The 23,223-nt window shown below is 66.1% G+C and carries 15 protein-coding genes and 1 pseudogene; 7 read left to right on the plus strand and 9 right to left on the minus strand.

The window, feature by feature from the left end; all coding sequences use genetic code 11:
- Window positions 1-23: 23 nt before the first annotated feature.
- Complete coding sequence (locus ACPXYO_RS14490; RefSeq protein WP_423921894.1) at window positions 24-3,911, minus strand: hydantoinase B/oxoprolinase family protein; 3,888 nt, start codon at window positions 3,909-3,911, stop codon at window positions 24-26.
- A 353-nt stretch (window positions 3,912-4,264) separates the two neighbouring features.
- On the opposite strand from ACPXYO_RS14490, the pseudogene ribH reads away from it, so the two are divergent.
- A pseudogene (gene ribH, locus ACPXYO_RS14495) lies at window positions 4,265-4,597 on the plus strand (6,7-dimethyl-8-ribityllumazine synthase); the annotation flags it as partial.
- Window positions 4,598-4,611: 14 nt separating this feature from the next.
- Here the strand turns inward: ribH and ACPXYO_RS14500 are convergent.
- Window positions 4,612-5,601, minus strand: a complete 990-nt coding sequence (locus ACPXYO_RS14500; RefSeq protein WP_423921897.1) for an NADPH:quinone oxidoreductase family protein — start codon at window positions 5,599-5,601, stop codon at window positions 4,612-4,614.
- 116 nt (window positions 5,602-5,717) lie between these two features.
- Here ACPXYO_RS14500 and ACPXYO_RS14505 point away from each other — a divergent pair, with 116 nt between their 5' ends.
- Window positions 5,718-6,860 carry an amidohydrolase family protein gene (locus tag ACPXYO_RS14505; RefSeq protein WP_423921900.1) on the plus strand — a complete coding sequence of 381 codons (1,143 nt, stop codon included), beginning with the start codon at window positions 5,718-5,720 and terminating at the stop codon, window positions 6,858-6,860.
- 125 nt (window positions 6,861-6,985) lie between these two features.
- On the opposite strand, the gene ACPXYO_RS14510 is transcribed toward ACPXYO_RS14505, so the two are convergent.
- Window positions 6,986-7,837, minus strand: a complete 852-nt coding sequence (locus tag ACPXYO_RS14510; RefSeq protein WP_423921903.1) for an alpha/beta fold hydrolase — start codon at window positions 7,835-7,837, stop codon at window positions 6,986-6,988.
- Window positions 7,838-7,933: 96 nt separating this feature from the next.
- Here ACPXYO_RS14510 and ACPXYO_RS14515 point away from each other — a divergent pair, with 96 nt between their 5' ends.
- Both ACPXYO_RS14515 and ACPXYO_RS14520 read left to right on the plus strand, forming a co-directional pair.
- Entirely contained in the window at window positions 7,934-8,656 is a 723-nt protein-coding gene (locus ACPXYO_RS14515; protein WP_423921906.1) for an alpha/beta fold hydrolase, read from the plus strand.
- Between the two features lie 69 nt (window positions 8,657-8,725).
- Window positions 8,726-9,553 (plus strand): SDR family NAD(P)-dependent oxidoreductase, encoded by an 828-nt coding sequence (locus tag ACPXYO_RS14520; RefSeq protein WP_423921908.1) that lies wholly within the window; start codon window positions 8,726-8,728, stop codon window positions 9,551-9,553.
- A gap of 100 nt (window positions 9,554-9,653) precedes the next feature.
- Here ACPXYO_RS14520 and ACPXYO_RS14525 read toward each other — a convergent pair whose 3' ends face one another.
- From ACPXYO_RS14525 to ACPXYO_RS14535, 3 genes are all read right to left on the minus strand, one after another.
- Window positions 9,654-10,862 (minus strand): glycine betaine ABC transporter substrate-binding protein, encoded by a 1,209-nt coding sequence (locus ACPXYO_RS14525; RefSeq protein ID WP_423921910.1) that lies wholly within the window; start codon window positions 10,860-10,862, stop codon window positions 9,654-9,656.
- Between the two features lie 190 nt (window positions 10,863-11,052).
- Window positions 11,053-13,698 (minus strand): ABC transporter permease, encoded by a 2,646-nt coding sequence (locus tag ACPXYO_RS14530; protein ID WP_423921913.1) that lies wholly within the window; start codon window positions 13,696-13,698, stop codon window positions 11,053-11,055.
- Window positions 13,695-14,942 carry a quaternary amine ABC transporter ATP-binding protein gene (locus ACPXYO_RS14535; RefSeq protein ID WP_423921916.1) on the minus strand — a complete coding sequence of 416 codons (1,248 nt, stop codon included), beginning with the start codon at window positions 14,940-14,942 and terminating at the stop codon, window positions 13,695-13,697. The genes ACPXYO_RS14530 and ACPXYO_RS14535 overlap by 4 nt, the downstream gene beginning before the upstream one ends.
- A gap of 150 nt (window positions 14,943-15,092) precedes the next feature.
- Between ACPXYO_RS14535 and ACPXYO_RS14540 the strand changes: the two genes are divergently transcribed.
- Window positions 15,093-16,400 carry a 4Fe-4S dicluster domain-containing protein gene (locus ACPXYO_RS14540; protein ID WP_423921919.1) on the plus strand — a complete coding sequence of 436 codons (1,308 nt, stop codon included), beginning with the start codon at window positions 15,093-15,095 and terminating at the stop codon, window positions 16,398-16,400.
- The gene (locus ACPXYO_RS14545; RefSeq protein WP_423921922.1) at window positions 16,397-19,297 is read left to right on the plus strand and encodes a molybdopterin-dependent oxidoreductase; all 2,901 of its coding nucleotides are present in this window, start codon (window positions 16,397-16,399) and stop codon (window positions 19,295-19,297) included. Before ACPXYO_RS14540 ends, ACPXYO_RS14545 begins: the two co-directional genes overlap by 4 nt.
- A gap of 32 nt (window positions 19,298-19,329) precedes the next feature.
- Here ACPXYO_RS14545 and ACPXYO_RS14550 read toward each other — a convergent pair whose 3' ends face one another.
- Window positions 19,330-20,082 (minus strand): hypothetical protein, encoded by a 753-nt coding sequence (locus ACPXYO_RS14550; protein WP_423921924.1) that lies wholly within the window; start codon window positions 20,080-20,082, stop codon window positions 19,330-19,332.
- A 32-nt stretch (window positions 20,083-20,114) separates the two neighbouring features.
- On the opposite strand from ACPXYO_RS14550, the gene ACPXYO_RS14555 reads away from it, so the two are divergent.
- Window positions 20,115-21,014, plus strand: coding sequence for an alpha/beta fold hydrolase (locus tag ACPXYO_RS14555; RefSeq protein ID WP_423921927.1), 900 nt, complete (start codon window positions 20,115-20,117; stop codon window positions 21,012-21,014).
- On the opposite strand, the gene ACPXYO_RS14560 is transcribed toward ACPXYO_RS14555, so the two are convergent.
- Together ACPXYO_RS14560 and boxB are read right to left on the minus strand one after the other, a co-directional pair.
- The gene (locus ACPXYO_RS14560; RefSeq protein ID WP_423921929.1) at window positions 20,969-21,772 is read right to left on the minus strand and encodes an alpha/beta fold hydrolase; all 804 of its coding nucleotides are present in this window, start codon (window positions 21,770-21,772) and stop codon (window positions 20,969-20,971) included. The genes ACPXYO_RS14555 and ACPXYO_RS14560 overlap by 46 nt on opposite strands.
- Before the next feature lie 5 nt (window positions 21,773-21,777).
- On the minus strand, window positions 21,778-23,193 hold the full coding sequence (gene boxB, locus ACPXYO_RS14565; protein ID WP_423921932.1) for a benzoyl-CoA 2,3-epoxidase subunit BoxB: 1,416 nt from the start codon (window positions 23,191-23,193) through the stop codon (window positions 21,778-21,780).
- Window positions 23,194-23,223 lie beyond the last annotated feature (30 nt).

The following is a 23,223-nucleotide window of genomic DNA, read 5'->3' on the forward strand; positions in this document are numbered from 1 at the left end:
TGACATGGCGCCACCTGCGGGAATTATCGCGGCGCATCCGGCTGGGAGGAAACGAATTCCAGCTGCAGGTCACGCGCCATGGCCTCCGGGCTGCGGTCTGCGGGGTCACCGAAGCCACCTCCACCGGGGAACTCCACGATCAGGCGGCGGTCGCCGGGGATCACCGAGCGGCCCTTGGCACGCACCTCAGTGCCGTCGTCGAGCGACAGGCGGCCCAGCGCGCCTGGCCCACCGCCATGGCGGCCCCGGGCTGGATACACCGTCCGCTCGTACGTGGCGCTGATCGCGAAGTCCCGCCCCTGGCGGTTCTCGAGTTCGATCACCTGGCCCAGCCCGCCCCGGTACTTGCCCGACCCGCCGGAATCGGTGCGGAACTCCTTGCGCCAGAACACCAGCGGTGAGCCGATTTCGTTCACCTCCACGGGCATGTTGCGCACTCCGCTGGGGAACGCCGTGGCTGACAGCCCATCGGCTCTCGGGCGGGCGCCTGCACCACCGGAATGGAAGCTCATGAGGATGTAGCGCTCGAGCTTCAGTCGGTCGGATTCATCACCGGAGCGTCCCACCGCCGCCTGGGAGCGAATTGTTGCGCCGACTCCGGTGTCGGGCTGCCACACGCCGGTGCCGAGCAAGTTCCACAGCGATGACGTGCCCTCGGCGGGCACCCGTTCGGGCACAACCTGGCTCAGGCAGCCGAACACGGCGTCGGGGAGCAGTTGACCCATGACGTGGCGCACGTTCACTGCCGCCGGATGGGGTGCATTGAGAATGCAACCCTCAGGAGCTCGGACCCGAACCGCATCCAATGACCCTGTGTTGTTCGGGATGTCAGGTCCGATGATGCATCGCACGCCGAAAGACGTATAGGCATCGGTGTAGGCCATCGGCACGTTGATGCCCCAGCCCGACTGGGGTCCTGTGCCGGCGAAGTCCACCTCGATGCCGTCGCCGGCAACCGTCAGGGAGCAGACGATGTCAATGGGTTCCTCCATGCCGTCGACCCGCATGGTCGAGTTCCAAGTGCCTCCGGGCAGCTCGCCGATGGCGTCGAGCATTGCCCGGTGCGACGACGAGATGATGTGTTCGGCCAGTTCGTCAAGGTCGGCCATGCCGTACTCGTTCATCATCGAGATCAAACGGGCCGCACCGGTCTCGTTGCAGGCGGCCAGCGAGTGGATGTCGCCGATGACCTGTACGGGATCGCGCACATTGGCCTCGATGATCGCCACCACGGTGGGATCGAAGACGCCGTCGGTGGCGAACTTCAGGATCGGCAGGTACAGGCCCTCGTGGTACACCTCTTTCGAATCGGTGGTGAAGCCGGCCCCGCCGATGTCCACGACGTGGCTGGTGCAGGCGAACAGCGCCACCAGCTCGCCGTTGCGGAACGCCGGCGTGACCACCACGATGTCGAAGAGGTGGCCGGTGCCCTTCCAGGGATCGTTCGTGAGGAAGATGTCGCCCGGGCGCATCTCCGAAGCGGGAAAGCGGTCCAGGAAGTGCAGGACCGAGTACGCCATGGAGTTGACGTGGCCCGGTGTGCCGGTGACCGACTGCGCGAGCATCCGGCCCTGCGGGTCGAAGATCCCTGCAGACAGGTCGCCTGCTTCGCGAGTTGACGTGCTGAATGCAGCACGGACCAGAGCTCGCGCCTGTTCCTCGGTGACCGAGATGAGGCGGTTCCACTGCACTGCCAGCCGCACGGCGTCGAGAGGGGCCGCTCCGACGGCTCGGCTTGTGCCTTCAGAAGCCGTTGCAGCTTCGCCCAGCCGGCGAGTGCCATTCGATGTCGAACCGATGGTGATCCGCAGATGTCCACCCGAAGTGACCGTCGACACGAATCCCTCCGGCACCACCGTGGTGGTCTGATCCTCGGTGATCAGTGCAGGTCCGACCAGCCAGTCGCCTGCTCGCAGCGCATCCCGCTCGTAGACGCCATGGGCGACGGCTAGACCGGTGTCGGTGTCGGTGACGAGCGTGGTTGTCGCCGAGGCGACCGGTTCAGCAGTGACCTCGGGGTGCAGCGACATGGCCTCGGCTTGTGGCGTGCGGACCTCCAGCAGCCAGCTGAGCACCTCGATCTCGAGGTTGCCGATGTGGCGGGTGTACAGCTGCTGGTAGGCCTTGGTGAAGGCCGTCCGCAGCTGGCTGCGCAGTTCGGCGTCACTGGGGTTGGCCACGTCCTCGAACAGCAGCGCGGCGGCGTCGACCTCGACCGTGATCTCGTGGCCTTGGCCCCGGTAACGCATGAGAGCGCGCACGTGCGTGGTGGTCTCGGCGTCGGGCGCAGCAGCCCGCACGATCGCGTTGGCTTCGTCGGCCATGTCGCCCAGCAGTTCTGCCAGGCTCGTCGCAGTCAGCTCGCTGACGCGGGCATGGCGTGTGCGGACCGATTCGTGGGACACCGGGGCCCGCAGGAAGCCGATCGCCGAACCCACGCCCGCCCCGGCCGGCACCACGATGTCATCGATGCCGAGCTTGGCGGCCACCCGGGCAGCGTGCAGCGGGGCGGCACCGCCGAAGGCGATCAGCGTGCCGCTGCTGATATCGCAGCCCTGATCGGCTGCGTGGACACGTCCGGCGTTGGACATGTTCTCGTCGACGACCTCGGTGATGCCGATCGCAGCGACCGTCGTCTGCAGTCCAGCCGGTTCAGCCAACGCAGCAGTGAGTGCCTTGGCAGAAGCGTCGGGGTCGAACCTGAGCGTGCCGCCAGCGAAGCGTTCGCCCAGCAGCCTGCCCAGCACGGCGTCCGCGTCGGTCACGGTGGGTTCGGTCCCGCCGCGTCCGTAGGCCGCGGGCCCCGGTTCTGATCCGGCACTGGCAGGACCGACGGTGATGCGGCCAAGTGCGTCCAGGCTTGCGATCGAGCCGCCCCCGGCGCCGATCTCGACCATCTCGATCACCGGCAGGCGCAGCGGCAATCCGCTGCCCGCCAGGAACCGGTACTCGCGGCCGATCTCGAATTCGCGGTTCGTGCGGGGATGGCCGGACTCGACGATGCACAGCTTTGCGGTGGTGCCGCCCATATCGAAGCTGAGCGCCCGCTCGCAGTCGAGGCCCCAGGCTATTTCCGACGCGAGGATAGCGCCGCCTGCCGGTCCGCTCTCAATAAGCCGCACCGGGAAGCGCAATGCCTCGGCGAGCGTTCCCAGCCCGCCGCCGGAGGTCATCAGGAAGAGCTCGCAGCCCAGGCCCAGCGCTGCCAGCCGCTCATCCAGGTCGGTCAGGTAGCGCCGCATGAGCGGTGCGATGTAGGCGTTGGCGCACGCTGTGGAGAAGCGTTCGTACTCGCGGATCTCGGGGCAGACCTCGCTGGACAGGGTGACGCTCGCCTCTGGCCAGCACTCCGCCAGGATCTCCGCGGTGCGTTCCTCGTGGCGGGAGTCGAGATACGAATGCAGGTAGCCGACCGCCACGCTGCTGACGCCATCGGCTGCCAGCGATTCGGCAGCGGCCCGGACAGCATTCTCGTCCAACGCCAGCAGCACGCTCCCGTCGGCAGCCAGTCGTTCGGGGATGCCGATACGCCGGTGCCGCGGCACGAGCGGTTCGGGCCGGCGCATGTACAGGTCGTATTGCTCGAACCGGTTCTCGTGAGCCATCTCGACCGAGTCGCGAATGCCTTGGGTCGTCAGCAGCGCCGTGCGTGCGCCGCGGCGCTCGATGAGTGCGTTGGTGGCGAGCGTGGTGCCGTGGATGAACACGCCCACCTCCGCGGGTGTGACACCCGCCTCGCTCAGGACGGCCTCGACACCGGTGAGCACGGCATCGGCGGGCGACTCTGGCGTGGTCAGTACCTTCACCGTGTGCAGCGCTGGATGCGCGCCTCGGCCACCGTCGACCTCCAGCGCGATGTCGGTGAAGGTCCCGCCGATGTCGGCTGCGAGCCGCGCGCGTGCGCCTGCCATCGACCCAGCGTAGGCGAGCCGCATTCGGTCGCCGCTAGTAGCTGCGGGGTACCGTGCAGGCGTGCGAGTGGCGACCAGCGGGCCGGCAGGCCGCCCCCAGGAGCTGGTGCCGGACTCCGTGTCGGCATCGTGCGAGCAATCTGGAATCCCGAAATCGTCGAGCGGTTGTCGGACGGCGTCCAGCGGGGCCTCGATGAGCTGGGGGTCACGAGTGGCGACCAGCGGGCCGGCAGGCCGCCCCCGAGCTGGTGCCGGACTCCGTGTCGGCATCGTGCGAGCAATCTGGAATCCCGAAATCGTCGAGCGTCGGACGGCGTCCAGCGGGGCCTCGATGAGCTGTCACCGAGGTAACCGAAGTGACCGTGCCTGGGTGCTTCGAAATCCCGCTGGCGGCACAGATGCTGGCCAACTCCGGTCGTATCGACGCGATCGTGACGATCGGAGCGGTCATCCGCGGCGAGACCACTCACTACGAGCTAGTCAGCGAAGGCGCCGCGCAGGGCGTGATGGCTGTTCAGCTTGAAACAGGCATCCCGATCGGCTTCGGCCTCGTCACGGTCGAGAGCGAAGAACAGGCACACGCGCGCAGCAAAGGCCCCGGAGGCCACAACGTGGGCGAGGACGCGGTTTACGTGGCTGTCACGATGGTGTTGCTCGCCCGCAACCTCGCAGCCGACCGGGACTGATTGGCGCCTGTGAGCTAGGCCGGGTCGGGGCGCATGCGCACGAGCACCTTGCCGACGGCTTCGCGTTCATCCAGCAGCCGGTAGGCCTCGGCCGCTTCGGACAAGGGCAGCACCTGCCCGATCGGCGGCCGCACGGCGCCCGTGGCGATCATGTCGAGCAACCGTTCATGGATACGGGCCGGGATCGTCGGGTCAGCCGCCACAGCTTCGCCCCAGGCGGCACCGATCAGGCTCACGTTGCGCAACAGCAGCCGGTTCACCTTGACCGTCGGGATCTCACCGGCAGCGAAGCCCACCACGACCAGCCGGCCAAAGCGTGCCAGAGCCCGGATCCCGTCCAGGAAACGGTCGCCTCCCACGGGGTCGTAGGTCATGTCAACCCCATGTCCGCCGCTCAGCTCACGCACTTCGTCCTTCCAGGTTTCGCTGATGAGCACGACATGGTCAGCGCCAGCGGCCGTGGCGATCTCGCCCTTCGCTTCAGTCGAGACCAGACCGATGACCGGTCCTGCACCGACCGCCTTGGCGACCTGAATGCCCGATGTGCCCACACCGCCAGAGGCGCCCAGTACCAGCACGGATTCGCCCTCGCGCAGGCCGGCCCGGTCGATCATGCAGAACACTGCCGTCTGGTAGTTCATGACCAGCGCAGCGCCTTGCGCGAATGACAGCTCCGAAGGCAGCGCGAACAGGTCGCGGGGCCGGGAGGCCACGACTTCGGCGAGGCAACCGTTCGACCACACGCAGACGCGGTCGCCGGCGGCGAAGCCCGACTCGACGGGCGCTGAACGCACGACGCCCGACGCCTCGATTCCTGGCCGGAAGGGCGGATCGGGCCGGTACTGGTAGAGCCCTTGGCTCTGCAGCAGGTCGGGGAACGACACCCCGCCGCAGACGATGTCGACGATCACCGACGCGCCGTCGGGATCGGCCTCCGGTTCAGGAGCGTCGACGACAGCGACGCCGTCGGGGCCGGTCAGGGACTGCACTTCCAATGCACGCATGGCGACACGATTGCACAACGAGCGCCTGCGCCGCCTCGCAGGAGCAGATCGCGGGCCGCTGGTACTGTTGGCCTCGAATTGGCGACCAGGCGCGGCAGCGCCGATGGGGGAGAGCGATGCGCTACTACTCGTGTGACTCGCACGTGGTCGAGGCGGCCGAGATCTACGCAGGGCTGACCGACCGGTTCGGCGACCGGGCACCGTTCATCAGCAAGGACTACAACGACAAGCCCGGCACCTGGTTGGTTCTGCCAGGCGGCATCCGACCAGTGCCAGTAGGCCGGCTGGGAATCGCGGGCGCCAGCCTCTCGGACCCGGCTACCCACGCTCGCATCGAGAAGGGCTACGACGGCTTCAATCCCGGCGTGATGGATCCGACGGCGCGCCTCAACGAGCAGGCTCAGGACGGGATCGTGGGCGAGGTCATGTACCCCAGCCTGTCGATGTTCACCTTCGCCATCGGTGACGACGAAGTGCGTGACGCTGCATTCCGGAACCACAACGACTGGGTGCTCAACTATTGCTCGGTGGACCGCAACCGCCTCATCGGCGTCGGCTGCCTGCCGTTGCCAGACGTGGAGCGGGCAATCGCAGAGATCGATCGCTCGGCCGAGCTCGGCGTGCGCGGGTTTGCCATCCCCGCTCACATCGATCCCGCCAAGCCGTACTGCCACCCCGATTTCGACCCGTTCTGGGCCCGCGCCCAGGAATTCGGCGTGCCGCTCACCATGCACATCTTCACGGGGTCAAGCCTCGAGGGCGGGATGCCCGAGCATTGGGGCACACCAGGCGGCCACCTCAAGGGCTACACGCTCGCTCACACGACCATCGCCAACACGATGATCGACCTCATTTGCGGTGGTGTTGTCGAGCGATTCCCCGAACTGCGCTTCGTGTGCGCCGAGTACGAGACCGGCTGGGTGGGCCACTTCAAGCAGCGTCTTGACCACGCTGCGTACCGCACCCCGTGGGACGTGTCCGACGAGCTCACCATGAAGCCGTCGGAGTACTTCGACCGGAACTTCTGGGTCACCTTCGAAGACGACACCGAAGGCATCGCCACCCGGCACTCGATCGGCGTCACCAACTTGCTGTGGGGCAACGACTATCCCCACCACGACTCGATCTGGCCGAACTCGCGGCCGATCCTCGACGAGATTCTCTCGGGCGTTCCCGACGACGAAACCGAACAGATGGTCTGGAGCAACGTCATCAAGCTCTACGGGCTCGATCCAGACGCGCTCCCCGCAGCTGCCTAAGAGGCCGTTTCGCCACTCGGGAAGCGTCTGTCACGCTTTCTGTGTGCAATTTTGCCGTCTGTGGCGGCATTTCTGCACAGAATTGAGGCAGTCGCGGCTACGCCGCCTGTGCTTGCTGCTCGCGGCTACGCCGCGACGAGCGGTTCGAGGTGAGCGCGGATGGCCTTTGCCACCCGTTCGCCGTTTTCCATGGGGCCGAAGTGGCTGAGCTCGGCGAACGCCTCGAGGCGCCCATTGCCGAGAGCTTCGGCGATGGGCTGTGCCACTTGGGGCGGGATCCGGTTCCACTGGGCAATCGAATCGCCACGAGCCACCACCGTCGGGCATGTCACTGTGGCGAAATCGCTGTAGTCGATGGGCACGCCGGCCTCGTAGATGCGGGCCTCGGTATCACCTGAGCACGACAGCCGGACGGCATCGTCGCCTGAGGGGTACGTGCCGATTTCGACGTATGCCCGCACCGCCTCGGGCTCACAGCGCGAGAACGGGGGTTTCGAGACGAAGCGCTCGTACGCCTCGTCGACGGTCGCGAAGCGAATACGGCGCCGCCGTGACGCCACCACAAGCTCGTGATCGGAATCAGGCATCGGAAAGCCCTCGGACACGAGCACCGGTTCGTAGAGATACAGCCCCCGGTAAGTGCCCGGCTGGCGCAGCTCGGCGAGCAGGAGACTGGCTGCCCCCAAGGAGTGACCGACTGCCAGCATCGGCTCGCCGCCCAAGGCGTTGACTGCGGCCAGTACCTCGTCGACGAAGCGCGGTCGCTTGACCGACATGCTGTCATGCTGCGGCCGCGAAGCGCCGTGGCCGCGGAAGTCAAGTCCCCAGCAGTGGAACGTGTCGCGCAGATGTGGCACCACCGTCGCCCACATGCCGGCGTTGAGGCCATTGCCATGAGTCATCAGCAGCGGTACCCCGTGCCCGCCGAGGTCGTGCAGCACGGCATGCTCGCCGTCGGAGGTGGTCAGCCGCAGCATCGCCGGGGCACATTACTGGCCTGGCTGTGGATTGTCTCAGCGATCGGGTAGCCGTTGCCGCTGCCAGCGCCGCTGTGCTGCGGGCAGACTTACGTCATGGCGAACTTCACACGCGGCTCCGTGGACATCCACTACGACGAGTACGGCTCCGGCTTCCCGCTGTTGCTCATAGCCCCAGGCGGGATGCGTTCGGCAGCTTCGTTCTGGGAATCGACCCCTTGGAATCCGATCACTCAGCTGGCCGACCAGTACCGGGTCATCGCAATGGACCAACGAAATGCCGGCCGTTCGACTGCCCCGATCTCGGCGGAAGACGGTTGGGCGACCTACACCGCAGACCAGCTGGCGCTCATGGATCATCTCGGCTGCGAGCAGTTCCACTTGGCAGGAATGTGCATCGGCGGCCCCTACATCATGGGGCTGATCGGAGCAGCGTCTGAACGGGTTGCCAGCGCCACGCTGTTCCAGACCATCGGGCTCGACGAGAACCGTCACGCCTTCTATGACATGTTCGACGACTGGGCAGCTGCCATCCGCGATGCGCATCCCGACGTTGACGAGGCGGCTTGGAACCAGTTCCGGTCGAACATGTACGACGGCGACAACTTCCTGTTCAACGTGGACCGGGACTTCGTGGCCTCCGTGCAGACGCCGCTTCTGGTGCTGCTCGGCAACGACCTGTATCACCCAGAGTCATCGTCGCGAATCGTTCACGATGTCGCGCCGAACTCGACACTGATCGAGGACTGGATGGACGGAAGCGGGCGGGCTGCTGCGATGAAGCAATTCGCCGCATTCCTGGCCGAGCACACTCCCTGAGCGGACCGAGAGCATGAGCGGATAGGCACTGCCTCCTCCGCAGCGGTCGCGGCGCGTTAGCTTGCGCGCATGACTCCCGCAGCCAACACAGAAAGCTCTCCCAGCACCGATCACCGGCTTGACGGCAAGGTGGCGGTGGTCACCGGGGCGAGCCGTGGCATTGGCGAAGCCAGCGCCCGAGCGCTGGACGCCGCCGGTGCCCGGGTGGTTCTGACCGGCCGGACCACTGCGGATCTCGATCGCGTGGCGGCCGAGCTGCGCCATGACCCGGTCGCACTGACCGCCGATCTTGCACCGGCAGGCGCAGGCACCGACTTGGCTCGTCGCATCCTCAACGAGGTCGACGGCGTGGATGTGCTTGTCAACAATGCGGGCATTCCCATGCGGCGCACGCCCGCACAGCTCACCGAAGCAGACTTCGACCTGGTGTTCTCGATCAACGTGCGGTCCCTGGTGATGCTGAGCACCGGCCTGGCACCGTCGATGATCGCTCGGGGCGGCGGTTCGGTCATCAACATCAGCTCGGTGGCCGGCGTGCACGGTCCGCTTGGCCGTGTCGCCTATGCCGGCACCAAGGGCGCCGTTGACGCCATGACCCGGGCGCTCGCCGCGGATTGGGGCCCTGACGGCATCAGGGTGAACTCGATTGCACCCGGTCTGATCGCGACGGCCATCTGGGAAGAGGCACGCAACAACGTGCCAGGCCTGATAGCGGACCTTGCCGGCCAGGTAGCGCTCAAGCGCTGGGGCTTCGGCGACGACATCGCCGACGTCGTGCTGTTCTTCGCGTCCGATGCTTCCCGTTACGTCACCGGCGAGACGCTCGTGGTGGACGGTGGTCTGGCCCGGGTGACCGCAACGAACGCTCCGTCGGCGCTGCCCGAACTCGAAGACTGAGAATCGCCCGAACGCGCAGAGGGTGCCGGACCGGAGTCCGGCACCCTCTGTTGTGCGCCTGCGCCGTCAGCCCTGAGGGGCGACGGCTGCGTTGAGTTGTCTACGCAGCTGCGCGTGCCGCTTCGAGCCAGGCGTCGACCGTGGCGCGGTTCTCAGCGATCCACGCAGTGGCCAAATCGCCGGGTGCGGCGCCGGCGTCTTGGTCGACGTTGGCCAGCGAGACCTCGATCACCGACAGCTTGACCGCCTCGAGCAGCGCCTTGGCTGCAGGGTTGGCGTCGATGAAGTCGTTGTTGGCGGTCGCCAGGATGTCGGCTGCGATCCATCCGATCGGGCACAGCCCGTCGGCGTTGTCCGCGGCTGCCGGGCACTGGTCGGCGCCGATGGCTGCGTAGCCGCCTGTGCCGTCGCCGGTCTGGTCGTATTCCTCGCCGCCCTCGATGCCCGTGGGGTTCGAGTCGTCAAGGACGGTTTCAACACCAATCCAGTAGACGTTGTCGCCGGGGCGCAACTCGGTGATGTACGCCGAAGGCGTCCAGGTGTAGGCCACCATCGGGATGCCAGCATTGGCGTTATCCACAGCTTGGACGAACATGGCGTCATAGCCGGCGATCGTCTGTGTGATGTTCTCCCAGCCCGAGAAGGCGATCTGCGCGGTAATGATGTTGTCGCAGGTCCACGACTCGGGGCAGCCGAAGATGTCGGCAATGCCGTTGCCGGGCACCGGGTCGGTTGCATCGAACGCTGCAAGCGCGTCAGCATTGCTGTTCAGAGCGTCCAGCGTGTAGACACCGAATTCGTCGGCGAAGGACTTGGTCACCAGGAAGCCCTGAAGCCCCCCGGCGATCATCTCCTCACCCAGCACAGTTAGGTGGTCGCCAACCAGCGAGCCGTCGGGCAGTTCGCCCGCCAGCCATGCCTTGTGGCCTGGGTACCAGCTATTGACCCAGAAGTCCATGTCGCCAGCGGCCATCGCCACGTAGCCGTTGTTGGGCCCTAGCTCGAGTTCGGCGGGATCTGACACCGTGTAGCCAAGCTCGGTGAGCAGCTGCCGGTACAGCTCGGCCTGGAAGTAGCCGGTGGACCAATCGGCGCGGCCCATCGTCACCGAGACGCCATCGCCAGGCGTCATCGACATCGCCTCTTCCATCGGCTCTTCTTCGACCATGGCTTCGGTGGCGGCGGGTGCCTCTGTTTCCGCAGTGGCAGTGGCAGTGGCATCGTCGTCGTCATCACCGCCGCACGCGGCAGCGAATAGCGCGAACGCTGCTAGTAACAACAGCAGCTTGGTCAATCGTTTCGTTTTCATTTCGGAGATCCTCCCTGATCTGCGACAGGTTGCGTCACGCGGCGCACCGTGTTGCGACCACGCATGTGCGGCGCCGTTCGCCCGGATCGACGAAGGCTCCTTGAATGGCAGCGTAGTCGGGTGCCTGCGCGCCCTAAACCCTAGACCGCGCATACATGTTCGGATTACTTTGCACGGCTCGCCTCAGCAACTAGCCAGTGTTGGCGGGGATATCGCCGTAGATCTTGTTCCGCTCGAACTCTGACAGGGTTCCCCGTGACGCGGCAAACAGGGTCACACCAGCGGCCATCACGAAGACCGATCCGACGCCAGAGACCAAGTTGGTGTCTGCGACGCGGGCGATGGTCAGGATCCATGCCAGCGGGATGATGGCTATGCCCAAGCCGATTCCTGCCACCAGCGTGCTCCAGCGGTACCGGAGGCTCTCGTCGATGCCCAGCAGTCCGATTGCCGGCAACGAGAGCCCGAGGGCGGCGAGGCCTGCGATGAATGTCCAGATGCCCAGCCCAGCGCCCTCGGATTCAAAGCCGTCGTGGATGATGTCGCCGGTGCGTTTTGCCAACGCGATCTTCGCGGTGATATCGGCGGCCCTGATCCCCGCCAGCGCCAGCGCTTGGTTCTCCACTCGACGTTGCTCTTGTTCGGCAACGACATCCCCAGCCTCAAATGCTTCATCTGCGGCTGCATCGGCAGCCACAGCTGCTGCAGCCGCAGCTTCGCCTTCGGCGGCGATGGCATCGAGCTCAGCGCGCAGCTCATCGCTGATCACCGATTCGGTCCGAGTGTCGAAGCTCCAACCTGCGTAGCCGCCGCCCACCAGCAGCAACACGGCGAACGCGGCGCCCAGCAGCCGGCCCCACGCCACCGTTGCCGGCAGCGGCCTGCGAGCAGCCATTGGCGCCCGCCACAACCATGTAAAGGCGCCGCCGGTCGCCAGCAGCGCTCCCGCGACGGCGACATAGACGCCGATGCCGGCGCTGTAGATCTCGACCCTGTCCGGCGGGTTCGCCAACAGGTACACCGCCGCGGTGGCCAGCGACGCCAGCGAGAACGCCGCAGCACCGTGCGCGGTGAACCAGCCAGAACCGCGGCCACGCCGAAACAGGGTGTTGTAGGCGGCGACAAAGGCCACAGCGGCCGCTATGGCGATGAAGATGCCGAACCATGAGCCGCCCGAGGCCGACACGCCGTTGAAGCTGTTGGAGAGCAATGATTCGGAGCCGTCACACACGCGATTGCTGCCGGCCTCTGCCAACGGGTTGAGTGACTGCACGTCGATCCAGTCGCCCGAGCACTGCTCGGTCCGGAGGTCCGCGTCGGTGCTGCGGGCATAGGCCGAGACGAGTCCGGCATCGATGTTCCACGGCAACGCCAGTGCGACCAGCGTCACGAGCGAGCCGACAGCCGTCACGACTGCAGCGGCACGCTCGGGGCGACCTGCGGGCACGAACGATTCCTCGGGTGCTTCGGGTTGTGCCGCCAGCTTTCTGGCTGCGTCGCTGCTTTCGGCCTCGGCCTGTTGCACCAGCAGCTTCTCCGGTGTGCGCCGGTTGGCCCAAGCTTGAGTGATGCGACTGAGCAAGTTGCCCGAATCGCTCGACTCTGGCTGGCTCAGCCTGTCCAGTACCACGGCCACCAGAAAGAAGGCCAGACCGGCCGAGCCTGCAAGAGCGATGTCGAGGTTTGAGATAGCCGTGAACAGCAGCCGACCTAAGCCGCCAGCGCCCATGATCGCCGCGATGCCCAGCATGGAGATCGCCAACAGCAGCGTCTGGTTCAGACCCGTCATGATTGCGGGGCGGGCCAGCGGCAGCTGCACATCGGTCAACACCCGCCATTCGGGTGCGCCGTAGGCCCTCGACGCCTCCACCACGTCCTCGGGCACTTGTCGGATGCCCAAATTGGTCAGCCGAATCAGCGGCGGCAGGGCAAAGGTCATCGTCACCATCGTGGCGGAGACGAACCCGATGCCGAAGAAGAAGATGAAGGGCAGCATGTACACAAAGGAGTGGACGACCTGCATGGCATCGAGCACGGGCCGGACCACTTTCCAAGCGCTGTCCACCCGCCCGCACAGCACGCCGATTGGGATGCCGACGATCACGCACAGCAGCACCGCCACGCTGATGAAGCCGATGGTGAGCGCGGTCTGACGCCAGTAGGCCTCGCCCAGCAGCCCGCAGATGAGCAATCCGATGAACGCCATGGCGCCGACTTGGAAGTTGCGCACCAGCCAGCCCAGCAAGAACACCGCCAGGCACACGGTGAGCCACGACAGCTTGAGCAGCCATTGGTCCACGATGACGTTGAGCAGTTTGGCGAATGGCCACTCGATGACGCCCAAGGTGGCTTCCATGTTGTTATCCACCCAGAACACGACCTGCTCCACCCAGTCGCCCACAGGTATATGCCACTGGTCCAGCACCGTGTTCTGCCGCACCTGTGCGATCAAGCCGGAGCCGCACTCCACGAGATTGCCCTGTGCGTCAATCACCGCGTCGCGGCACTCAAATGTCTGCCCGTCCTCGATGAACGTGCGGGTGCCCGAGGCCACGACCACGTCAGGTCGGCTGCGGTACCACCACACCGCGATCAATCCGAGCAGTCCGCCAGCACCGATCGCGTAGCGACGGCCCCGTATCCCTCCGAAGATCAACAATGCCGGCACAGCGAACAGCGCTGCGGCCACCGCCCATTCCACGCCAGTTGTGAGCCAGTCGGCGACGCGGTCACCGGCCTCGGGACTGGTGACGGTGTCGATGAACTTGTCAATGAAGTGGCCGGTTTCTTGAACCTCCTCGGCGTCTGCCTGGGCGAGCAGCGCGGCGGCGCTCACATGAACACCTCCCGCTCGAAGCCTTCTATGAGCTGCTCGACTCTGCCCATCTCCTCCATGATCAGGCGGGGATCCAGATTGCCGATGAGCTTGCCGTCGTCGTCGTCGACGACGGCAATGGAGAGACCGCGGCCCGCTGATGCATAGAGTTCGTTGAGCGTGGCGTCAGGGTTGCACTGGTCGAAATCGGACCGCAGTGCCTTGGCGAGATCATTGCTGCCCATGCTGCGGGCGCGCAGGCCGTCGGCTGCTGTCAACAGCGCGACCGGTCTGCCGGATGCATCGCAGCAGAACCGCCCAGCGATGTCGTCCAACAGCGTGAGTGCATCGCTGAGCGACATGTCGGAGGGAATCGGGCGTGGCTCCGACATCACCTCGACCACTTTGATCACGCGCCCTTGGTCGACGTCCTGCACGAACTCGGCCACGTAGCCCGTCGCTGGTTCGGTGAGGATTTCCTCGGGCGTGCCGATCTGCACGACCGCGCCGTCTTTCATGATGCAGACCCGGTCGCCGATGCGCAGGGCTTCATTGAGGTCGTGAGTGATGAACAGGATCGTCTTGTGCACTTTGTCCTGGATCTCCATCAGCTCGTCCTGCATCTGGCGTCGAATGAGCGGGTCGAGAGCGCTGAACGCCTCATCCATGAGGAGGATGTCCGGGTCTGACGCCAGCGCCCGTGCGAGGCCCACACGTTGCTGCATGCCGCCTGAGAGCTGGGCGGGCCGATGTTCGGCAAACGCAGCGAGGCCCACCAGCGACAGTGCCCGCATGGCCGCCTCGTTCCGGTTGGAACGGTCGACCTTTTGCACCTTGAGTCCATAGCCGACGTTGTCAAGCACATTGCGGTGCGGGAAGAGGGCGAAGTGCTGGAAGACCATGCCCATCTTCTCCCGCCGAAACGCTTGCAAGTCGGTGCCGTCGAGTTTTTGAACATCGACGCCGTCCACAAGTACTTCGCCGTAGGTGATGTCATGCAGTTTGTTCACCGTCCGGATGGCGGTCGACTTGCCCGAACCTGACAGGCCCATCACGACGAAGATCTCACCTCGGTTGATCGAGAAGCTCACATTGCTGAGCCCGACGACGTGGCCCGAGAGCCGTTGTACCTCGTTCTTAGGCACGCCAGAACGGGCCAACTCGAACGGACGGCCTCTCGGCTGCGGTCCGAAGATCTTGTACACCTCGTTGAGGCGGATGATCTCGTCGCTCGCAGCAGAGCCGTTGGCTGCGTCGTCGCTCATAAGTCCCCCCTGACCTATCCCGCGCCACGTTAGGCGCGCCGCGTGTGCGCGTCGGTAATCCGTGCACTCCTGACTGGAAGGCGTGTGTGACGGGCCCAGCTGTCCCCTCAGGTGCGTCGATCCGGAGGTGATCTGTGGGAACCTATGACCGTGACGCGCCTTGGGTTCCTGTTGGACAGCGGCGCGTGCATTGGCTGCCATGCGTGCACGGTGGCGTGCAAGAGCGAGCACGACGTGCCGCTCGGTGTCAACCGGACGTGGGTCAACTACGTCGAGACCGGCGAGTTCCCCGACACTCAGCGGCACTTCGCCGTGATGCGCTGCAATCACTGCGACGACGCCCCCTGCATCTCGATTTGCCCGACCGGCGCCCTGTTCCGGGCATCGAACGGCGTGGTGGACTTCGACGAATCCCGCTGCATCGGCTGCAAGGGCTGCATGAACGCGTGCCCCTATGACGCGCTGTACATCTCGCCGAATACCGGAACGGCGCACAAGTGCAATTTCTGCCAGCACCGGCTCGAGGTCGGGCTGGAGCCTTCATGCGTGTCGGTATGTCCGACGCGCGCCATCACGGTGGTGGATCATGACGATCCCGCTGACCCCACCGCAGAGCGAATTCGCCGCGAGGAGTTGCCGGTCCGCGCTCCCGAGCGCCGAACGTTGCCGAAGGTGCATTACGCGGGAACGGTGCCCGAAGCCCTCGACCCACTGGCACGCCCCGTGGCTGACGACGGGCTGATCTGGTCGGATTGGACTGGCAGCGCAACCTGGCCATCGAGCCCGGCATCGAGCACGGCGACACGGACGGCGTACACGGTGCCTCACGCTGAGCCGTGGGGGGCCAAGGTCGCCGGCTACCTGGTCACCAAGGGCGTGGCAGCAGGCGTGATGCTCTGGGCCGCCGCGGCTGCGCTGCTGGGCTGGGACGACCGAGCGGCCGTCGCCACGGGGCCAGCCGCGATAGCGCTCGTCGCGCTGGCGGTGACCGGCGTGCTGCTGATCGCCGACCTGAAGCGGCCAGAGCGTTTCTGGTACCTGTTCGCCAAGGGACGGCTTCGCAGCTGGATCACGGCGGGTGCGTGGGTGATCATGGCCGACGCAGCGTTGGTGACGCTGTGGGGCGTCGCGGGCTTGTGGGGCGGCTCGACCTGGTTCGTCGTGCTGATCGGCCCGACAGCGGTGTGCTCGCTGCTGACCGCTGCGTACACCGCGTTGTTGCTGCATCAGTGCCGCGGCCGTCCGATGTGGGCGGACCGGCCAGTGCTGGTGCTCATCGCTCGACTGACCGGCGAAGCCGTGCTGGGCGGGGGTGCGGTCTGGGGTTCCTACCTCGCCCTGCGAGCCAACGCCATCGCTTTTGCCTGGACCCCGGTCATCGCCGCCGCGCTGCTGGCGTGGCTGTGGCGACATGACCGTGAGTACCTGCGTGCCGCACAGGCAGCGCCGCTGTCATGACGGATCGCCCCGCCGCCGACACCGCCGGGTCCCCCCCCAGCGGTCCCGATGGCATCGGGCTCAGGGCTTCGCCGCCGCACGAGCAATGGCATCACTGGACCGAGCTCGACGCAGCCTCCTGGCCCGAGCGCATCGAGCGCAACTACACGCTGGTGCCCACCACCTGCTTCAACTGCGAAGCGGCGTGCGGGTTGGTCGCCTATATCGACCGGGACACCGACGAGGTCGTTCGATTCGAAGGGAACCCCGAACACCCCGCATCGCGGGGACGCAATTGCGCCAAGGGGCCGGCCACGATCAACCAGGTCCACGACACCGAGCGGATCCTGTACCCGCTGCGTAGAACCGGCGAGCGCGGCGGGGGAGGCTGGGAGCGCGTCAGCTGGGACGAGGCCTTGACCGAGATCGCGGCGCGGATCCGGACAGCCATCGTCGAGGACCGCCGGGACGAGATCATGTATCACGTCGGCCGAGCCGGCGAGGACGGCTACACCGAGCGGGTGCTGACTGCATGGGGCATCGACGGCCACAACAGCCACACCAACGTGTGCTCCTCCAGCGCCCGCGTGGGCTATGCGACCTGGATGGGGCATGACCGTCCCTCATCGGACTTTGCCAATGCCGAGGTCATCTTCCTCATCTCGAGCCATCTCGAGGCCGGGCACTACTTCAATCCGCATGCCCAGCGCATCATCGAGGCCCAGCAGCGGGGCGCCACGGTCATCTGCGTCGATCCGAGGCTGTCGAACACCGGAGCCAAGGCCGATCACTGGCTGCCGGCGTGGCCTGGAACCGAACCGGTCCTGCTGCTGAGCCTGGCCCACCTGCTGCTGGAGGCTGGCACGTGGGACCGTGCGTTTGTCCACCGCTGGACGAACTGGCAGACCTACCTGGCCAAGACTCGACCCGATCTTCCGCCGACATTCGAGTCGGTCGAGGTGGCCCTGCGCGACGCGTATGCCCGCTACACCCCTGAGCGCGCGGCACACCTGTGCGGGGTGGACGCCGACGAACTTCGCAAGATCGCGGAGGCCATCGGAGGGGCGTTCGGTCGCTTCGCATCTCACAACTGGCGGGCCGCCGGGGCGGGCAACCTCGGCGGCTGGCAGACGGCGCGCTGCCTGTTCCTGCTCAACGTGCTCACCGGGTCAGTCGGCACCGTAGGGGGCACGACTGGGGCTGGCTGGCACAAGATCAAGCCGGCACCGCCGCTGCGGCCGCCGCCGGTCGGGCACTGGAACGAGCTGTCCTGGCCGCCTGAGTATCCGCTCAGCCATCACGAGATGTCGATCCTGCTGCCGCATTTCCTGCGCGAGGGCAGGGGCCGGCTCGACACCTACTTCACGCGCGTCTACAACCCGGTGTGGACGAACCCTGACGGGTTCAGCTGGCTGGAAGCCTTGAGTGATCCTGAGCGCGTGGGCTGCCACGTTTCGCTCACGCCGACCTGGTCGGAGACAGCGTGGTTCGCCGACTACGTGCTGCCGATGGGCGTTGGCTCGGAGCGCCACGATCTGGCATCGTTCGAGACTCACGCAGGCCAATGGCTGGGATTCCGCCAGCCGGTCATGCGCCGGTATGCCGAACTGCGGGGCAAAGATGTCGGCCCCGACAGCAGAACGCACGAGTTCAACCCAGGCGAGGTCTGGGAGGAGAACGAGTTCTGGATTGACCTGTCCTGGCGGATTGATCCGGACGGCTCGCTCGGCATCCGCCAGTGGTTCGAGAGCCCGTCCCGGCCGGGTGAGCCCATCAGCATCGACGAGTACTACGAGGCAATCTTCACCGACGAGGTGCCGGGCTTGGCCGACGACGCTGCTGCCGCGGGACAGACCCCGCTCGAGTTCATGCGTGACCGGGGCGCCTACGCCGTTCGAGGCGATCCCTATGGTCACCATGAGCGCGTCGTTCAGCCCTCGCAGCTCGCTGGCACCGTGCTCGGTGACGATGCCGTCTACCGGCCCCAGCGCGACACAATCCGTGATGTGAACACCTCGCTGCCCCCGCTCGGGGATGGCTCAGTGGCGGTGCAGGTTGCGGGAGCGGCCCGTCACGGATTCCCGACGCCCTCTCGAAAGCTCGAGCTGTACTCGACGACCCTGGCCGATTGGGGCTGGCCCGAGCATGCGACACCCGGCTGGATTCCCAGTCATGTCCACTGGCAGCAGCTGGATCTGGCAGGCACTGAGCGGATTCTGTTGCCGACCTTCCGCATCCCGACGCTCATACACACCCGGTCTGCGAACTCCAAGTGGCTGTCAGAAATCAGTCATCGACATCCGCTGTGGATCCACCCCTCGGATGCCGAAGCCCTGGGAATCGAGGTCGGCGGGCTCGTGCGGATCACCACCCGCATCGGCCATTTCGTCATCTCGGCGTGGCGGACCGAGGGGATCCGCCCCGGCGTGGTAGCGGCGTCGCACCACATGGGCCGCTGGCGGCTCGATCCTGTTGCCGCCGGTGGCTCTCATAGCTCCGGCCCCAACGGTGATGGCGCAGGGCCGAGGTCGTGGGCCGGAGGCCCTGCAGAGATTGACCGGCAGGGCACCGTATGGCGGATGCGCCGCACGGGTTCGATGACGCCATTCGCTTCCGATGATCCCGACACCGAGCGTGTGTGGTGGAACGACACGGGAGTGCACCAGAACCTGACGTTCTCAGTGCAGCCCGACCCGATCTCCGGCATGCAGTGCTGGCACCAGCGGGTGCGCGTGGGACCGGCCGAAGCCGACGATCGCTACGGCGATGTCGTGGTTGACACGGCGCGCGCTCGGGAGGCGTACGAGGAGTGGCTCGCGATGACGCGGCCGGCTCCCGGTCCGGGAGGGCTCCGCCGCCCGCTGTGGCTGTCTCGCCCACTCAAGCCCCGCGCTGAGGCCTATCGCTTCGACGCTTGAGCCAAGACGCCGGGCGGAGTCGGGGAGTGTGCTCAGCTCGGCTTGTGGGCCTTACGGGAGCCTGCTTCCCAATCCTCCATTTCGGGCGCGTCGGTGAGGGTGCCGAGAACGTTCAGCTGCGGGGATTCGCGCAGGGATCGCTTCAGCTCGGCAAAACCCGGGAAGCGGGCCAGCTCGATGACGGCATTCCACAGCGGCACTGCCTGTTCGTCGGAGGGAACTCGCGAGATCACCGGGCCGAAGAACGACAAACCGTCCGGCGGTTCAAAGGTGATGATCGGCGTGCCGACATCGCGGCCGGTGCGACTGAGCGCCAGCTCGGTCTCGGCGGAGATCTCGGCGTCCCAGGAGTCGTCGTCGACCGCAAACGCGTACTCCGTGGGCAGCCCGGCGGTTGCCAGTGCCTCCGCGGTGTGCTCCGCGGTGCCGATGCGATCCCGCAGGCCCGAGCCCTTGGGCATCTCCCAGTAGTGCTGACCCATTGCGTCGTACAGCGGGCCCATGACGTCCCGGCCCAGCTCAGCTCGCACCTTGGCGGCCACCCGCAGCATCCGGAGACCCGCGGTATGTCCTTGCTCGTACCCCGGCGGGAATTCAGTGGCGTAATCGCGGTGCCGATTCAGGACGCGCAACGAGATGAAGCGCCAGTCCACGGAGTAGCCGGTCTGAGCGATCACCTTTTCCACCCAGCGCGAGGTAATCCAGGCGAACGGGCAGACCGGATCCCAGAAGAACTCAAGATCGGGGGATTGCTCGGCAGCCGGGGCGGCGTCTGTAGTACTCATGCGCGCATGGCTAGCACACACGTCTCGCAGACATGAGTGGACCTGACGGCGGCATCCCGGCACCCGACATGGTCCACGTGGGCGACGGTGTCGAGCTTGCGCTGCACCGCCTCGGCGGAGCCGGGCCGCCGCTGCTGTTCGTGCACGCCACTGGTTTCAACGGCCGTACCTATGGGCCGCTCACCGGTCGACTCGCCGAGCACTTCACGGTGTGGGCGCCCGACCTTCGAGCGCATGGCTGGAGCCCACCGCCTGTCGGCAGGGACTTTCTGTGGACCACGCTGGCGCGTGATCTCCTGGCCGTCACCGACCATCTCGGCATCGCTGCGGGCGAGCTGGACTGCGTCGGTCACTCCATCGGCGCGGCAACGCTGCTGCTGGCGGACGCCCAGCGACCCGGCACCATCCGGCGCATGTACGGCTACGAGCCCGTCGTGTGGCGTGCAGAGGAAGTGTTCGGGCCCGGGGAGAACCCCTTGATTGCTGTCACCACAAACCGTCGGGAGGTCTTTTCTTCACGTGGTGAGGCCTTCGAGCGGTTTGCCTCCCGGCCACCATTCGGCGGGGTGCGCGCCGACGCACTGCACAGCTACATCACGAACGGATTCGAAGACCTGCCCGATGGGACCGTGCGCCTGCGCTGCCGTGCGGCCGACGAGGCGGCGACCTACGACGGCGAGTGGACCTCGACGACCACCCGCCTGCAAGGCAGCGAAACGGACATTGTCATCGGCAAGGGGCTGGAAATGACCTTCGAGGACATCGGCGTCCCTGCCCATGAGGCGCTGGCAAATTCACGCTTGATCACCTATGCGGGTCTGAGCCATTTCGGACCGTTCGAAGCACCCGACGTCGTCGCAGCCGACGCGCTTGCGACCGTGCTCGGTCAACTTCCGGTTGACAGGCAGTCTGAGACGAACTCGACCAAGTAGCCGGCGATCTGTTCAGGCTGGTCGCGGTGGGCGACGTGGCCGCAGTCATCGAGAATGTGCCCGGTTGCACCGTTCACGTTCTGGGTGATGGTCCATACCTGGGCATCGGTGCCGTACTGATCGCCGTCTCCCTGCAGCACAAGCACCCCGCAGGCAATGCGTTCCAGCAGGGGCCGAATGTCCCAGTGTCGGAACTCATCGGTCAGCCAGGCATCGCGCCAGCGCTCGAATGCGAGCCGTGGGTTGTCGTGATGGCGGGCAAGTCCGGAAATGACCTTGTCGCTCTGGGTGTCAATCGCTCGGATGCCCTCAATGCAGATGTCTTCAATGAACGTGTGCGGTGCGATGACGGCCACACCGAGTGGCGTCACCGAGCCCAGAGCGGCAGCGATCAGTGCGATCGAGGCTCCGTCGCTGTGGCCGATCAGGATGGGTCGGCTCACAGCGAGCCCCTCGAGCACCGCAGGCAACACGTTGGTTGCCTCGCGTTCCATGAAGCCGTCGCTGTAGTTCGCCGGCAGCGGGTCGGATCGTCCGTAGCCGCCTCGGTCGTAGGCGACGACCTCGAGTCCGCACTGGCGTGTCAGCACCTCGGGTAGGTCACGCCATTGGGTGATGCTGCCGAGCCCCTCGTGCAGCATCACGATCGTGGGACTGCCATCGCTGTTGAGGTGCCCAGCTTCGGAGCATTCGGGAGTGAGCCGGCGGTACGCGATGCCGACCGCGTCGATCTGGATGCGACCGTCTTCGACGTTCATTCTGGCTACAGGCGCACGTATTCGTAGGCGACGGGCCGGGTGTTGATGCCGCGACCCGGGGGAGCGATCCAAGCGGCCATGCGCCCCGGCTCATAGACGGGCGACATGAGCGAGTTGATGTAGTCGCGGTCGGCGTCAGTGGGCAGCCAGTCCTCGCACGAAGCCTCCCATTCAGCTCTGTCGACGACGCGGCCGTCAGGCGTGATGTCATAGGGGGCGAACACGCCCACGGCGCGGTTGAAGCCAGGGTGCGGAAGCGTCAACTCAGCCTCAATGCCGGCCTCGGCGATCAGCCGGTTCCAGCGCCGCAGCCCCTTCAGGCAGTCCTCGGAATACGAGTCGCGCAGTTGCAGGTTCACTACCTGCAGTGAGGGCCGCTCCACGGCGGCCATGGCGCCGTCGACCACCTCAGTACAGGCGAACGTGGACGACGTGAGCACATGGTCATCGTGGTAGTTGGCTTCGTCGAAGCGTCCCTTGAGTCCGGCGGTGTAGAAGTTCGCGCCGTTGGTGGAAGCCTCGGCGCCGAACAGGTCGAGCGAGACCGTGTAGTGAAAGTTGATGTACTTCTGCAGGGTCGGCAGGTCGATGGCGCCGAAGGCGCGAACGTCGTCGGTGTCGTGTTCGACCATCACTTCGCAGGTGCGCTGCACAACCCGGCCCAGGCCGGTAGCGCCGACGAACATGTGGTGCGCTTCCTCGCGCAGCATGAATTCGCACGTCCTGGCGAGCGGATCGAACGCCGACTCGGCAAGGGCGCCGAGCTGGTACTTGCCGTCGCGGTCGGTGAAATAGGTGAACGCCAGGAACGAGAGCCAGTCGGAGGTCTTCTCGTTGAAGGCGTTCAGGATGCGGGGATTGTCGGGGTCTCCCGAGTGCCGCTCAAGCAGGGCCTCGGCCTCGTCGCGGCCGTCCCGGCCGAAGTGCGCGTGGAGCAGGTACACCATCGCCCACAGGTGGCGGCCCTCCTCGACATTGATCTGGAAGAGGTTGCGCAGGTCGTACAGCGACGGGGCGGTGTGGCCGAGGTAGCGCTGCTGTTCCACCGAGGCTGGTTCGGTGTCGCCTTGGACCACGATCAGCCGGCGCAGCTCGCTGCGGAACTCGCCCGGAACCTCCGGCCATACCGGCTCGCCCATCGACTCGCCGAAGCCGATGCGGCGGTCGGGTTTTGGCGCCGAGAGAAAGATGCCCCAGCGGTAATCGGGCATCTTCACGTAGTCGAAGTGGGCCCAACCCTCGGCACTCGTGTCGGTTGCGGTGCGCAGGTAGACGTCGTTTCCCGAGAAGCCGGCGGGGCCCAACTTGTCCCACCAGCGGGCGAACTTGGGCTGCCAGCCCTCCAGCGCACGCTGCAGTCGCCGATCCTGCGAGAGCCCGACATTGTTGGGGATGCGCTCGCTGTAGTCGACCCTGGTCATGTGCGTTCCAGCGGGGTGTGCTTGCGCCTC

Source organism: Candidatus Poriferisodalis sp., from assembly GCF_965237655.1.
Classification (GTDB): domain Bacteria; phylum Actinomycetota; class Acidimicrobiia; order Acidimicrobiales; family Poriferisodalaceae; genus Poriferisodalis.